This window comes from Comamonas denitrificans (assembly GCF_017368815.1).
Taxonomy (GTDB): Bacteria; Pseudomonadota; Gammaproteobacteria; order Burkholderiales; family Burkholderiaceae_C; genus Comamonas; species Comamonas denitrificans.
Map to the genome: position 1 here is coordinate 1 of NZ_JAFNME010000021.1, position 14,298 is coordinate 14,298.

The 14,298-nt window shown below is 61.4% G+C and carries 11 protein-coding genes and 1 tRNA gene; 4 read left to right on the forward strand and 8 right to left on the reverse strand.

The annotated features are described in order from the left end of the window. Positions 1-2,765 (forward strand): translocation/assembly module TamB domain-containing protein (locus J1777_RS10030; protein ID WP_207575561.1); only part of this gene is annotated, 2,765 nt, incomplete at its 5' end. A gap of 98 nt (positions 2,766-2,863) precedes the next feature. Here the strand turns inward: J1777_RS10030 and J1777_RS10035 are convergent. From J1777_RS10035 to glmU, 5 genes are all read right to left on the reverse strand, one after another. Then, a tRNA-Arg gene (locus tag J1777_RS10035) sits at positions 2,864-2,938 on the reverse strand. Positions 2,939-2,965: 27 nt separating this feature from the next. Next, positions 2,966-3,400 (reverse strand): OsmC family protein, encoded by a 435-nt coding sequence (locus J1777_RS10040; protein WP_207575562.1) that lies wholly within the window; start codon positions 3,398-3,400, stop codon positions 2,966-2,968. Positions 3,401-3,582: 182 nt separating this feature from the next. Then, positions 3,583-6,267: a bifunctional acetate--CoA ligase family protein/GNAT family N-acetyltransferase gene (locus J1777_RS10045; protein WP_207575563.1), complete on the reverse strand. Its 2,685-nt coding sequence runs from the start codon at positions 6,265-6,267 to the stop codon at positions 3,583-3,585. A 64-nt stretch (positions 6,268-6,331) separates the two neighbouring features. After that, positions 6,332-7,099, reverse strand: coding sequence for a sensor histidine kinase (locus tag J1777_RS10050; RefSeq protein WP_207575564.1), 768 nt, complete (start codon positions 7,097-7,099; stop codon positions 6,332-6,334). Positions 7,100-7,102: 3 nt separating this feature from the next. Then, positions 7,103-8,530 (reverse strand): bifunctional UDP-N-acetylglucosamine diphosphorylase/glucosamine-1-phosphate N-acetyltransferase GlmU, encoded by a 1,428-nt coding sequence (gene glmU / locus J1777_RS10055; protein WP_207575606.1) that lies wholly within the window; start codon positions 8,528-8,530, stop codon positions 7,103-7,105. Between the two features lie 243 nt (positions 8,531-8,773). Between glmU and J1777_RS10060 the strand changes: the two genes are divergently transcribed. Beyond that, on the forward strand, positions 8,774-9,196 hold the full coding sequence (locus J1777_RS10060) for a bacteriohemerythrin (protein ID WP_207575565.1): 423 nt from the start codon (positions 8,774-8,776) through the stop codon (positions 9,194-9,196). A 54-nt stretch (positions 9,197-9,250) separates the two neighbouring features. On the opposite strand, the gene tyrS is transcribed toward J1777_RS10060, so the two are convergent. Further along, positions 9,251-10,489 carry a tyrosine--tRNA ligase gene (gene tyrS / locus J1777_RS10065; protein WP_207575566.1) on the reverse strand — a complete coding sequence of 413 codons (1,239 nt, stop codon included), beginning with the start codon at positions 10,487-10,489 and terminating at the stop codon, positions 9,251-9,253. A gap of 201 nt (positions 10,490-10,690) precedes the next feature. Between tyrS and J1777_RS10070 the strand changes: the two genes are divergently transcribed. Both J1777_RS10070 and J1777_RS10075 read left to right on the forward strand, forming a co-directional pair. Continuing rightward, entirely contained in the window at positions 10,691-12,049 is a 1,359-nt protein-coding gene (locus J1777_RS10070) for a M23 family metallopeptidase (RefSeq protein WP_242700488.1), read from the forward strand. A gap of 72 nt (positions 12,050-12,121) precedes the next feature. Continuing rightward, positions 12,122-13,264, forward strand: coding sequence for an anhydro-N-acetylmuramic acid kinase (locus J1777_RS10075; RefSeq protein WP_278253534.1), 1,143 nt, complete (start codon positions 12,122-12,124; stop codon positions 13,262-13,264). 130 nt (positions 13,265-13,394) lie between these two features. Here J1777_RS10075 and erpA read toward each other — a convergent pair whose 3' ends face one another. Together erpA and rpsI are read right to left on the reverse strand one after the other, a co-directional pair. Then, positions 13,395-13,745: an iron-sulfur cluster insertion protein ErpA gene (gene erpA / locus J1777_RS10080; protein ID WP_207575567.1), complete on the reverse strand. Its 351-nt coding sequence runs from the start codon at positions 13,743-13,745 to the stop codon at positions 13,395-13,397. Positions 13,746-13,899: 154 nt separating this feature from the next. Further along, positions 13,900-14,292 (reverse strand): 30S ribosomal protein S9, encoded by a 393-nt coding sequence (gene rpsI, locus J1777_RS10085; RefSeq protein WP_207575568.1) that lies wholly within the window; start codon positions 14,290-14,292, stop codon positions 13,900-13,902. Positions 14,293-14,298 lie beyond the last annotated feature (6 nt).

Consider the following 14,298-nt stretch of genomic DNA (forward strand, 5'->3'; position numbering starts at 1 on the left):
GTCCAGCCATCGACTTTCGTGTGGCCATCGCCGACCCGCAAGCCCCCCCCACCAGCCTGGCCCATGCCCGCGCCCAAGGCCGCTGGGCCGCTGGCGTACTGACCCTGCAAGAAGTCGCCATTCGCGCCTGGGGGGCCGAGTTGTCCAGCCCCAGCCTAAGCTGGGACAGCCTGCAGCACCAAGCCAGCAGCCCCCAAACCACCCGCCTGCAAGTGCCGGGGCTGGCTGCCGAACTCACCGGCACCCTGACCGAGCACACCGGCCAAGGCCAGTTGCGCACCCAGCTGCGCGATGCCGCTGCCACCATGCAGTGGCTGGGCCGCCTGCCGGGCATGGACGATCTGCCCCACCTGACCGACCTCACCACCCCCCTGGCCGGGCAAGCCCAGTTTGACCTGGCCTGGCAAGGCGGCTGGGGGCGTTTACGGCCCACCAGCCCACCAGCAGAAGCAGAAGCACAAACAGATAAAACAAACAAAACAGATAAAACAGAAGCACTACCCGCTTTATCTATCAAGTTATTAGCAAAAATACCTAATATTTCTTATAAATTACCAGCGCAAGAAGCTACAAAAATAAAAGACCTCACCCTGGCGGTGCAAGGCCCCTTAGAAAAGCTGACCGCCCATTTACAGGGCCAACTCCAACAAGGCAGCCAGCAAGCGCACATCGACACCCAATGGCAAGCCGAATGGCACACCCCAAGCCGCTGGCAACTGCAAGCGCAAACCCTCACGCTGCTGGCCCGCCCCAGCGCAAAAAGCGGCGATTGGCGCTTGGCCCTTGCCGCCCCCGTCACCATCGGGCAAACCGGGCCAGACATCCAGGCCAGCGCCGGGGCCTTGCAGCTGACCCCCCCCGCCACCAAAAACCAAACCGAGCAGGCCCAGGTGCGCTGGGCCACCCTGGCACTGAACACCACCACCTGGGGCGTGGTGAGCACGGGCGAACTCAGCGGCCTGCCCCTGGCCTGGGCCAACCACTTCACCCCGGACGACCCCATTTTGGAGCGGGCCGGCATCAGCGGCGACCTGCGCTTGCAAGGCCGCTGGGACATCGACACCCGCAGCGCCCAGCCCAAGCTGCACGCCACCTTGGAGCGGGCCGATGGCGACATGCGCATTGCCGCCAATATTGAAGAAGCCGCCCCGGTCACCATCATCCGCAGCCAGGGCACCGACGAAGCAAGCATCCGCCTGCGCCAACCCAACCGGGGCCAGTCCATCCGGCTGCAAGCCCTGCAAGCCACGCTCGACCTCGAAGGCAGCACCTTGCGCAGCCAAGTGCTCTGGGCCTCCGAACGCGCGGGCACAATTTTGGCCACCCTGCAAAGCCCCGTGCAGCACCATCCCCGCCAAGGCATGCGCTGGCCAGACAACGCCCCCTTGTCCGGCACCGTGCAGCTGCTGCTGCCCAACATTGGTGTCTGGGCCTCGTTTGCCCCGCCGGGCTGGCGGGTGGAGGGCGGTTTTAGCGGCGCAGTGGCCATCAGCGGCACCCGCAGCGCCCCCGAGTGGGAAGGCTCCATCGAGGCCCAAGACCTGGCCCTATCGTCCCTGCTGGAGGGGGTGAACTTAAAAAATGGCCAACTCAAAGCCCGCTTTGCCGGCAACCGCCTGGACATTGAACAGCTCACCTTGGAGGGCAGTCGCAGCGGCCAGGCCCGCATCCTGGGCCAAAGCGGCAACCGCACCGCCCCCCCACAAAGCGGCGGGCACTTGAGCGGCCAGGGGTTCATCGTTTACGCCCCGCCCAAAGACCCGCACAGCAATGCCGCTGGCCTGCAAATGGACGTACAGCTGCAGCTGGACGACTTGCAAGTACTCACCCGGGCCGACCGGCAAATGGGCGTAAGCGGAACCATCCACGCCAGCATCCAGCAAGAGCAACTGCGCCTGCGCGGCGGGCTAAAAGTCAATCGCGCCGCCTTGCTGCTGGCCGATGACTCGGCCCCCAGCTTGGATGAGGATGTACACATCACCTCCGCCGCGCTGCGCCAGCAAGAGGCCGAACGCCAAGCCAAAGCAGCCCGCAAAGCAGCCCGCGACCCCGCCCCGGAGGGCTCCATTCGGGCTGCACTCCAGCCCGACATCCACCTCACCCTCGATTTAGGCCCAGACTTTGCCCTGCAGGGCTATGGCCTGACAACGCGCCTGAATGGACAACTCACCATTGAAGGCGGCCCGCGCATCACTGGCGAAATTCACACCGACCAAGGCCGCTACCGCGCCTGGGGCCAGTCGTTGGACATTGGGCAAGGCACCATCCGCTTCAACGGCCCCTACAACGACCCCAGCCTGGACATCATTGCCCTGCGCCCCAACATCGCCGTCAAGGCCGGTGTCAAAGTCGCCGGCAGCGCCACCCAGCCCCGGGTGCAGCTGTATTCCGATCCTGTCATGCCCGATGGGGAAGCCCTCTCCTGGGTCGTCATGGGCCGCGACCCCACCGAAGGCGGTGCCGAATCGGCCCTGCTGCAGCAAGCAGCGCTGGCCCTGCTCAGTGGCAGCAATAGCGGGGGCAACATTGCCGGCACCATTGGGCTGGATGAATTGGGCTTCAAGGGCGCCAACGGGGCCGAAGGCGCTGCCCTCACCCTGGGCAAACGCATCTCGCAAGAGCTGTACCTGGCCTACGAGCAAAGCCTGAGCGGTGCCATGGGCACACTGTTTATCTTTTACGACCTGAACAAGCGCCTGACCCTGCGCGGCCAAACCGGCGAAAACACCGGCATGGATTTGATCTACACCCGCCGCAAGGATTGAGCCTGTTTGGCAGGCAGACAAAAGACAGGCGGCGGGCTGGCAGCCTATGTGATGGCAGGTAGAGGGTGGGAAGTGGGAGGGTGAGAAAATCTGCCGCTTGGCCCCTCCGGCAGGAATCGAACCTGCATTTGACCCTTAGGAGGGGCCCGTTCTATCCATTGAACTACAGAGGGCAAGGGCTGCGATTGTAGCGGCCCTTGTCAGGCCACCACGTGCGCCGTGATGCTGGTGGTGCCGGCCATGTTGTCGGCGATCGGGCAGCGCTTTTCCACCTCATGCAAAAAGGCCACTTTCTCGGCTTCGGTCATGTCCGCATCGATCTTGACCTTCACGCGGATCGCCACAAAGCCGGCACGGCCTTCGGTGGTTTTACCCAGCAAGAAGTTTTTGTCGATATCGGCCTCCGCGTGGGCCTCCACACCGCGCAATGCTATGCCGCGCTGCATGGCCACAATGCGGGCAATCGCGCAAATACAGGCAGGCAGGCTGGAGACAAACACCTCCAACGGATTGGGCCCCTCGTTCTTGCCGCCAGCGCCAACGGGCTGGTCAATCACAAACGGGTTGGAGCACTGGATTTCAGTGCGAAAGCTGTCTTTCATGACAGCGCTGACGGTAACGGTGGAAAGTGCCATAAGAGATACTTCAATCAGTCCATAAAAAGCATAAACAAAGGGCGGCACAGGCGATGCTGGTCTGCCCTTGCGCAACCCCCAAGCGGGTCAGGCCAATCATAAGGGCAATCATTTAGCTTTTTTATAAAGTATTAAAAAACAGACCATCGCCAGCTGCCATCGGCCTGGGGGTGCTGCCGTGGTTACAGCTTGTGCACCACCAGGCGAAATTCCGGGTCTTCCGGGAAGCTGCGAATTTCAAAATCCAGGCGGCGCATGAGTTTGAGCATATTGGGGTTGTTGGTCAGCACCAGCCCTTCGATATGTTCTAAGCCCTTGTCGCGCGCCACTTCCATGATGCTGAGCATCAAGCGTGCGCCCAAGCCCTGCCCGGCCATGTCATCGGCCACGACCAAGGCGAACTCGCAGGTGGTGCGATCGGGATTGGTCACATAGCGCGAAACGCCCAGCAAGCGCTCGGTGACCTGCACCTCGCCCTCCTCATCGACGGTGCGCTCTTGCTTGACGGCCACCAGGGCCATTTCGCGGTCGTAGTCGATCAAGGTAAATTTCGCCAACATGGAGGGCGGCAACTCCGCCAGCTGCGAGACAAAGCGGAAGTAGCGACTTTGCGGAGAAAGGCCCTTGACCAACTGCTGCAGCATGTGCGCATCGTCCGGCCGGATGGGGCGCACCAGGTATTCGCCCCCATCGCGCAGCGGCCAGATTTGTTCGTACTTGGCCGGATAGGGCAGGATGGCCAAGTGCCCGTATTTGCCCATGCTCAGGGACTGCCCTTGCTGGGCTACCACCATGCGGGCATCGACGGCGACCGCACCGGTTTCATCGACGATCAGCGGGTTGATGTCCATCTCACGCAACTGGGGCAGCGCGCACACCATTTCTGAGATGCGCAGCAGCACCTGCTCTAACGCCTCGATCTTCACCGGGGTGGCCCCGCGCCATTCGCCCAGGGTTTCAAAAACGCGCGAGCGCTCCATGAGGCGGCGGGCCAAGAATTGATTGAGCGGCGGCAGCTCCATGGCGCGGTCATCGATCAGCTCAATCATGGTGCCGCCTGCGCCAAAGGTGATGACCGGGCCAAAGGGGTCATCGCTGACCAGGCCAATACAAATCTCACGCCCTCGGCGCGAACGCGCCATGTTTTGCACCGTGATGCCGTTGATGCGGGCCTCGGGCTTGATGCGCTTGACGCGCTGCATGATGTCGTTAAAGGCATTGCGCACGGCTTCGCCGTTGTGCAAGTTCAGCGCCACGCCCCCCACATCGGACTTGTGCGTAATGTCGGGCGAATCAATCTTCAGCGCCACCGGAAAGCCTTGCTGGGTGGCAATCATCATCGCCTCGTGGGCATTGCGGGCCAGCAAGGTGCGCGTGACCGGAATGTGAAAGGCCGCCAGCAGCGTTTTGGACTCCATCTCGGTGAGCACGTTGCGCCGCTCCGCCAGCACGCTTTCAATCACCAAGCGGGCCCCGGCAATGTCAGGTTTGGCCAGATTACTCAAGGGCGGCGGGGTTTGCTGCAGCAGCTGCTGGTTCTGGGTGAAATTGGCGATATTGCCAAAAGCACCGACGGCCGCCTCGGGGGTGCGGAAGGTGGGGATTTGCGCCTTGTGCAGCACCTCGCGGGCCGCGCCCACGGTGGTGTCCCCCATCCAGCAGGTCAGCAACGGTTTGGCGGCGCGGCGTTTGGCTTCGGCCACCGCCTCGGCCACGGCGGTGCTATCAATGCCAATACGCGGCGAGAAGATGACCAACACCCCGCCAACCTGCGCATCGTTCAAGGCCGCTTCAATGGCCAGCCGAAAATGCTCCGGCTGGGCAAATTCTGAGACATCCACCAAATCGCTCAAAGCCGCCAGTGGGGGCAGTTGGGGGGCCAGCTGGGCCGCCACCTCGGGACTGAGGCGGCCCAGCTCCAGGTGGATTTCATTGACCCAGTCGGCCGCCAGCACACCGGGGCCACCGCCGTTGGCGATGATGGCCAGGCGCTTGCTCACCGGGCGGTAGCGTGCTGCCAGGCATTTGGCGGCAGAGAACAATTCGGTAAACGAATGCACGCGCACGGCACCGGCGCGGCGCAGCACCGCATCAAACACGTCATCGCTGCCCACAATGGCGGCGCTGTGCGTTAAAGCTGCAGCACTGCCCGCAGCTTTGCGGCCAGATTTCAGCACTACGACTGGTTTTGCTATGGCAGCACTGCGTAAAGCGCTCATAAATTTACGAGCATCTTGGATACCTTCCATGTACACCACGATGCTTTGCGTGCGCCCATCGCTGGCCAGAAAGTCCAGCGCCTCGGGCAGGCCCAGGCTGGTGTGCGGCCCCAGCGAAATGACCGAAGAAAAGCCCACGCCATTGCTGGCGGCCCAGTCCAGGATCGACGCGGTCAATGCGCCGGACTGGCTGACCAGGGCCAGCGGCCCTTCTTTGGCCAGGGGCCCCATCACCCCGGCGTTGAGCTGCAAATGCGGGCGCTGGATGCCCAAGGAGTTGGGCCCCAGCAGATGGATATGGTTGTCGTGCGCAGATTCGCGCAGCGCACGGGCGTGCTCGGCATCGACCCCGCTGGACAAAATGAGAGCGGCATCGCAGCGGATGCGCCCGACCAACTCCAGCGCGGCCAATTGCTCTTCTTGCGGCAGGGCAATGACCACCAGATCGGCCTTGACCTGGGCCAGATCGCTCAAGGTGCCCATCATCTTGGTATTCACAAAGGTGAGGGTGCCGGTAAACCGCTGGGCCTTGAGCAGGCCGTGCAAGGCCTGGGCATAGGGAGTTTGCGCATCCGGCGTTTCAGGATCACCGGCCAAAACAACGATCGATTGCGGGGCGAACAGGGGGGTCAGGTAATGCTTGTCCATACGGCGTTTTGAGCAACTAATAACAAAGCACACTGTAGCGCCTAAGTCAGGCGGCCTTGGCAAGTCAGACTGGACCAGTCTGGTTTGGCTGATGTGCCGCCGGATGTGCCGCAGGCCAGGCCAATTGCACCGTACATCCCTGCCCCGGCTGGGCCGCAATACGCGCCTGCGCCCCGTGGCGCACAGCCAGGGTCTGCACCAAGGCCAGGCCACAGCCCAAGCCCGCAAATTGGCTTTCGCGGTGCAAGCGGGCAAAGGGCTGAAACAGCTGGGCGGCCTGCCCAGGCTCAAACCCCACGCCGTTGTCGCGCACCGCGCAGTGCCATGTGGCACCGTCTGCCACGGCCTGCAGCTGCACCTGCGGCGTGGGGGCCGCAAATTTGCAGGCATTGGCCAAGAGCTGCTGCAGCACCTGTGTGAGCGCCTGGGCATCGGCCTGCACCCACACGGGCGCAGCGGGCAGCGAAAACTGCGCTTGCGGGTACTGCTGCTGCAGCGCAGGCAGCAATGCTTGGCACGTGGCCACCACCTCCACCGCTTGCAGATGCAGCGACATCCGCGCCGCACGCGAGAGCTCGGCCAGCGCCTGCAGCATCTGCCCCATGCGCTGGGCCCCTTGCTGCATGAATTGGGCACATTCCAAGGCATCGGCAGCGGCCTCGGCGGCGTGCGGTGCGGCTGCGGCCAAGGTCTGCACGGCCTCGACCAACAAGGGGGCAAAGGATTGAATATGGCGCAGCGGCGCGGGCAGGTCGTGCGCAATGGCCCGCAGCAAAGCCTCTTGCTGCTGGCGCAGCAAGTGCAGCTCTTGTTCCGGAGGCAGGGCCGTCATGGGCTAGCCCTTGGACTGTTTGGCGGGGCGGTGCCAGTTTTCTTTGACCATTTGTTTGCCCCGGGCCACCGCCAACGCCTGGGCAGGCGTGCTTTTGGTAATGGTGGAGCCGCCGCCCACCGTAGCGCCCGCGCCAATCGTGACCGGTGCCACCAGCACGCAGTTGCTGCCAATGTGCGCATCGGCCTCAATCACCGTGCGGTGCTTGTTCGCACCGTCGTAGTTGGCCGTGATGCTGCCTGCGCCGTAATTCACGCGCTCGCCCACCGTGGCATCGCCCAGATAGGCCAAATGGTTGGCCTTGGCCCCAGCCGCGAGGGTGGAGTTTTTCACCTCGACAAAATTGCCAATATGCACCTGGGCCCCCAATTGCGCCCCCGGGCGCAAACGGGCAAAGGGGCCAATCAACGCCCCAGCGCCCACGCTGGCACCGGCGGCTTCCCCATCAATATGGGTGAAGGGGTGAAGCACCGCATCGGCCGCAATCACGGCGTTGCTAATGTGGCAATGCGCCCCAATGCGAGCGCCTGCGCCAATCTCCACCTGGCCGGTGAAGATGCAACCCACATCAATCTCAACATCCTGCCCACACACCAAGTGCGCAGGCGTGCCATGGGCATGGTCACGCAGGTCAAAACGGGCCGGATCGGCCAGACGCACGCCTTGCTCCATCAGCCCATGCGCTTGGCGCTGCTGGTGGGCACGCTCCAACGCGGCCAGTTGCACAGGGCTGTTCACACCGGCTACCTGCACCGCATCGGCAATGCAGTGCCCCACCACCGCCACGCCTTGGGCCACGGCCATGGCGACCACGTCCGTGAGGTAGTACTCGCCCTGGGCGTTGTGATTGGTCAGCGCTGCCAGCCAAGGGCGCAGCAGGCGGGCAGGCACGGCCATGATGCCGCTGTAGATCTCGTCAATACCACGCTGGGCTGGTGTTGCATCTTTGTGCTCGACGATGCGCTGCACCCGGCCATCGCTGCCGCGCACAATGCGACCATAGCCCGTGGGGTCCTGCAAACGCACCGTAAGCAAAGCCAATTGGTCATGGCCAGCGGCCGCGACCAAGGCTTGCAAAGTGGCCGCCTCGGTCAATGGCACATCGCCCGAGAGCACCACCACCACCCCATCATCGGCCAGCACGGGCAAGGCTTGCTGCACGGCATGGCCCGTACCCAACTGGGGTTCTTGCCGGGCAAAATTTAAGTCAAATTGGCCTAAAACACTTGCCATGCTTGCGCTAGCAGCTTCTACTTCAGGAGCACCATGCCCCGTAATCACAACCACTGAACGCGCCTGCAATTGCCCCGCCGTGGCCAGCACATGGCCCAGCAGCGGGCGGCCCGCCAGTTTTTGCAGCACTTTGGGGGTGCGGCTTTTCATGCGCGTGCCTTTGCCAGCGGCCATGATGACGATATCCAGGGGGAGCAATGTGGTCATACCAATTCAAAAAATATGTAAACGCAACCGCCTGTGCCCCGGTGCGGGTTGCAGCGATTGCCTGGGCGGCCATGGGGCCTGCATTATCTGCCGCAGGCGATGCGACCAGAGGTCTTGCTGTGTGGGTAGAAAACATTGACCCGCATCAAAAAGCCATGGGTATACGGTAATACCCTTAAATTTATCAAGGGAATTCATCTCTATGCTTATGGCTTTGCATAGGAGTTGCTCGCCATGACGTTTATCCCTTGGACCGCAGCGCTGAAGCTGGGCGTACCCATCATTGATGAACAGCACCGGGTCCTGGTGGACTTGATCAACGCACTGCATGCCGCCATCTCGGACGCTGCCGGTGCGCGCGATGCCATTGCCGATATTTTGGAAGGGCTGCTGGACTACACGCACAACCACTTCATTGTTGAAGAAGTGCTGTTTCAAAAGCACGGTTACCCCGATGCGGACAAGCACCTGTCCGAGCACAGTGGCTTCACCGGAAAAATGATGAACTGGCTGACCCGTTTTGAAGACGGTGAAGACGTTAATTTAGAGGTGCTGGACTTTTTAAAAGACTGGCTGGTACACCACATCTGCGAAGAGGACCGGGCCTACCTGCCCTTCATGCGTGCGGCCCTGGCCAAAGAAGCCATGGCCGCTTGAGCGGGCTTGGGCAGGCCAAGCGCCAGCCCCTGCGCTTTAGCCGCTTGAACCGTTTTACCCCAGCACCACCCGGGCGAACTTGCGCTTGCCCACTTGCAGCACAAAGCTGCCTGCCTCCAGCTTCAAGCCTTTGTCACTCACCACGCTGCCATCAATGCGCACGCCGCCACCGTCAATCAGGCGGTTTGCTTCGCTGGTGGAGGGGGCCAAGTTGGCTTGCTTGAGAAGAGCACCAATGCCCAGCGGGGCACCGCTGAGGGTGATCTCGGGAATGTTCTCAGGGATGCCCCCCTTGCTGCGGTTGATGAAGTCTTGCTCCGCCGCATCCGCTGCTGCCGCACTGTGAAAGCGCGTGGTGATTTCCTTGGCCAAGAGCACCTTGGCATCTTTGGGGTTGCGGCCCGCAGCAATTTCGGCCTTCAGCGCAGCAATGTCTTGCAGGCTTTGAAACGACAGCAAGGTGTACCAGTCCCACATCAGGTCGTCAGAAATGGAGAGGATTTTGGCGAACATGGTGTTGGCCTCGTCCGTAATGCCCACGTAGTTGTTCTTGGATTTGGACATTTTTTGCACGCCATCCAAACCCACCAGCAACGGCATGGTGAGCACGCACTGCGGCTCTTGCCCATACTCTTGCTGCAAGTGGCGACCCATCATCAGGTTGAATTTTTGGTCGGTACCGCCCAACTCCAGGTCGGCCTTGAGGGCCACCGAGTCATACCCCTGCAGCAGCGGATACAAAAACTCGTGCAGGCTGATGGAGTTGCCCTCGGTAAAGCGCGTATGAAAATCGTTGCGCTCCATCATGCGGGCCACGGTGTACTTGGCCGCCAATTCAATCATGCCGCGAGACCCCAGCGCGTCGCACCATTCGCTGTTGTAGCGCACCTCGGTTTTTGCCGGATCGAGCACCTTGGCCGCCTGGGTGTAATAGGTTTCGGCGTTGGCCTGGATTTGCGCGGCTGTCAGCGGTGGGCGCGTGCTGTCGCGCCCCGACGGGTCGCCAATCAGCGTGGTGAAGTCACCAATCAAGAAAATGACCGTATGCCCCAAATCCTGCAACTGGCGCAGTTTGCTGAGCACCACGGTGTGACCCAAATGGATGTCCGGGGCCGTAGGATCCAACCCCAGTTTGATGCGCAAGGGCGTTCCGGTGGCCTCGGAGCGGGCCAGTTTTTTGGCCCATTCGCCCTGGGGCAGCAGCTCATCCACCCCACGCAAGGTGACGGCCAGGGCGCTTTGCACCGCCGGTGTCATGGAGATGTCAGAATTGGTAACAGCAACTTGATTCATAAGGGTTTTTTCTAGCGAAATCAGTAAGGGGAAAGATATAATTAGCGGGTTTTTTTATCGACCGTCAGGGCTGATTTTAGTCAGCCATTCTTTTGACATAGTGCAAACTGCAGGTTTTCCCAATCTGCACAATGCTTTGGTCGAATAACTTTCAAACGCTTTCGCGTTTTTCCTGTTTTCCCCCACCGACTGGAAGCCGTTTTGAATACCCGCATTGTTTCTGCCAGCCATTCTTTGCTCGCACGCCTGGCGCAATCTGCCAAACACCACCCCAAACGCATCGTGGCCGCCATCGCCAGTCTGTTACTGACGGCGGGCGGTGGCGCTTTTGCCGTGGCTTCGCTCGATCAGGAAACTGAGAATCTGCCCATCCACACCGTGATTACCCCGGTGGATTCACTGGTGCAGGGCAACACGCTGGCCCAGCTGACCAGCGACACCCGTTTTTCACTCTACCGCAGCGAATACACACGCAACACGGACACGGCCGCTTCGCTGCTGCAGCGCCTGGGCATTGCCGATCCGCAAGCGGTCAGCTTTCTGCGCAACAACCCCCAGGCCAGCGAAAACATCCTGGGGCGCACCGGCCGTCTGGTGACAGCGCAAGCCAGCAATGACCACCAACTAGAAAAGCTCATCGTGCGCTGGGTGGTAGAAGGCAACAACACCGATTTCCAACGACTGACCCTGCAACGCAATGCGGCAGGGTCTTTTGATGTAGTGATCGACAGCGCCCCGCTGGAAGTGCGCACGCGCATGGCCGGTGGCACGATTCAAAGCACCTTGTTTGCCGCCACCGATGCCGCTGGCATCCCCGACCACATTGCCACCCAGGTGGCCGACATCTTCCCCGAGATCAACTTTCGCCGCCTGTTCAAAGGCGATCGCTTCACCTTTGTCTATGAAACCCTGGAAGCCGACGGCGAGCTGCTGCGCTCCAATCGCGTCCTGTCGGCGCAATTTGTCAATCGCGGCAAAACCTACGAAGCCATGTGGTTCCAAGAGCCCGGCCAGCGTGGCTCCTACTACGCCATGGATGGCTCCAGCCTGCGCCGCGCGTATTTGAATGCCCCGCTGGAGTTCACCCGCATCAGCAGCAACTTCAGCAACCGCTTTCACCCCATCCTTAAAACCTGGCGCAAGCACCTGGGCACCGACTACGCAGCCCCCACCGGCACCAAGGTGCGCACCGTGGGCGATGGCGTGGTGGAGTTTGCCGGGTGGCAAAACGGCTTTGGCAATGTGGTGTACGTCAAGCACACCAATGCCAGCCACGTCACCGTCTATGGCCACTTGAGCCGCATCGACGTGCAAAAAGGCCAACGCGTTGAGCAAGGTGATGGCATTGGCGCCGTCGGCTCCACCGGCTGGTCCACCGGGCCGCATCTGCACTTTGAATTTCGCGTGAATGGTGCGCACCAAGACCCGCAAAGCATCGTGGCGGAGAACGTGAACAATCCGATTTCAGAAAAAGTCAAAGCCGCCTTCAAGGTGCAAGCAGACCAGATGCGCGATCAACTGGCCTCTGCCGACCTGATTTACAACACCACGGCGCAATAAACCCTTTCTCCTCCTTCACCTGCCTGCGCACGAGCCTCTTTGGAGGCTCGTGCTGCCTTCTAAAACGTGCTTTTGACTGCCCGCCCTGCCCCTGCTTTGTTGATCGGCCTGATGTCGGGCACCTCCCTGGACGGGGTGGATGGGGTGGTGGTGCAGTTCTCCCAGGACGGGGCGCTGCAGGTCCTGGCCCACGCCAGCAGCCCCATGCCCCCCAACGTGCGCGATGAACTGCTGCGCCTGAACAGCCGCCAAGGCCAAGACGAACTGCACCGCGCCGCTTTGGCGGGCAATGCCATGGCACTGCTGTATGCCCAGGTGGTGCAGCAACTGTTGCAGGCCACAGGATTGGCGCCGCACGCCATCACCGCCATCGGGGCCCATGGCCAAACGGTGCGCCACCAGCCGGGGGCGCATGACGGCGTGGGTTACACCCTGCAATTGCTCAATCCGGCCCTGCTGGCAGAGCGCACCGGCATCACGGTGGTGGCCGACCTGCGCAGTCGCGATGTGGCCGCCGGCGGGCAAGGGGCTCCCTTGGTGCCGGCCTTTCACCAGCAGGTCTTTGCCCCACCTGCGGGGGATTGGGGCCTAGTGCTCAATATCGGCGGCATTGCCAATGTCAGTGTGCTGCCCCCGCCCGACCAGCCAGCGCCGGTACGCGGCTGGGATTGCGGCCCCGGCAATGCCTTGATGGATGCCTGGTGCCAGCGCCATACAGGCCAGCCCTTTGACCAAGATGGGCGCTGGGCCGCCAGCGGCCACGTTCTGCCCGCGCTGCTGGCGCAATTGCTGCGCGAGCCATTTTTGCAGCAAGCGCCACCCAAAAGCACGGGGCGCGATCTGTTTCATTGGGCGTGGCTGGAGCAGCAACTCTGTGCTTTTGGCGATGCGGCCGCTGCCGATGTGCAAGCCACCCTCACCGCCTTTACCGCCCAGGCCTGCGCCGACAGCGTGCGCCCGTTCAGCGATGGTGCGCACACCCTGCTGGTGTGCGGCGGCGGGGCCTTGAATGCGTATTTGATGGCCCAGCTGCAGCAACGCCTGCCGCAGCTGCAGGTGACCTCCACGGCTGCGCGTGGTTTGCCCCCCCTGCAGGTCGAGGCCGCAGCCTTTGCCTGGCTTGCCCGCCAGTGCTGGCTGGGCCAGGCGGGCAATTTGCCTGCCGTCACCGGAGCCCAAGGGCCCCGCATTCTTGGGGCCATTTACCAAGCATAAAAAAGGAGCTGTTTGCGCTTATTTTCAAAGGTTTTCAGGTGTAAAACACTCTAAAAACCTTATCAATACAGCGCAAACAGCTCCTTAAGTCAAGAAAGCCTAGCCTACCGCTTAGAACGTGAACACGTTCTTACACCGAGAAGCTTGAGCCGCAGCCGCACGAAGTTTCGGCATTGGGGTTGCGAATCACAAACTGCGCCCCTTGCAGGTCTTCCTTGTAATCAATCTCCGCGCCCACCAGGTACTGGTAGCTCATGGCGTCGATGAGCAGGGAGACACCATTTTTGGTCATCACGGTGTCGTCCTCGTTGGTTTCTTCTTCAAAAGTAAACCCATACTGAAAGCCCGAGCAGCCGCCCCCTTGGACGAACACGCGCAGCTTCAAATCAGGGTTGCCTTCCTCGGTAATCAAATCGGCCACTTTGGCGGCAGCGCTGTCGGTAAAAATAATCGGCTCGGGCAGAGTGGCCTCGGTGCTCATACGGGATGCTCCCAAAAAAGAAAGAATGCAAACAAGCGCAAATGGTAGCGCAGCCCCCGTTTGCAGGGGGTGGGCATAAAAAAACCGCCTCGCAAGGAGACGGTCTTTGGGCAGCAGAAACTGCGCGAAAAATCCAGGAACCAGGTCCGCAGGATTAACGCTTGGAGAACTGCTTGGCGCGGCGTGCAGAACGCAGACCGACCTTTTTACGCTCCACTTCACGGGCATCGCGGGTGACAAAGCCAGCTTGGCTCAGCACGGGCTTGAGGCCTGCGTCATAGTCGATCAGGGCGCGGGTGATGCCGTGACGGGCAGCACCGGCTTGACCCGATTCACCACCACCGTGCACGTTGATTTGAATGTCGAAAGCTTCGGCATTGTTCGTCAGCACCAGGGGCTGCTTGGCGATCATGATCGAAGTTTCACGGCCAAAGTATTCTTGAATGTCTTTGCCGTTCACGGTAATTTTGCCGCTGCCTTTTTTCAGGAAGACGCGAGCGACGCTGGACTTGCGACGGCCTGTGCCGTTGTTCCATTCACCAATCATCTCAAG

What these genes read in the sequence shown, in the direction of transcription:
- J1777_RS10050 (WP_207575564.1), bottom strand. Translation starts at nt 7,099, where the DNA reads ATGACGGCCCTGCCTCCGGAACAAGAGCTGCACTTGCTGCGCCAGCAG.
- J1777_RS10060 (WP_207575565.1), top strand. Translation starts at nt 8,774, where the DNA reads ATGACGTTTATCCCTTGGACCGCAGCGCTGAAGCTGGGCGTACCCATC.
- rpsI (WP_207575568.1), bottom strand. Translation starts at nt 14,292, where the DNA reads ATGATTGGTGAATGGAACAACGGCACAGGCCGTCGCAAGTCCAGCGTC.
- tyrS (WP_207575566.1), bottom strand. Translation starts at nt 10,489, where the DNA reads ATGAATCAAGTTGCTGTTACCAATTCTGACATCTCCATGACACCGGCG.
- J1777_RS10040 (WP_207575562.1), bottom strand. Translation starts at nt 3,400, where the DNA reads ATGGCACTTTCCACCGTTACCGTCAGCGCTGTCATGAAAGACAGCTTT.
- erpA (WP_207575567.1), bottom strand. Translation starts at nt 13,745, where the DNA reads ATGAGCACCGAGGCCACTCTGCCCGAGCCGATTATTTTTACCGACAGC.
- J1777_RS10045 (WP_207575563.1), bottom strand. Translation starts at nt 6,267, where the DNA reads ATGGACAAGCATTACCTGACCCCCCTGTTCGCCCCGCAATCGATCGTT.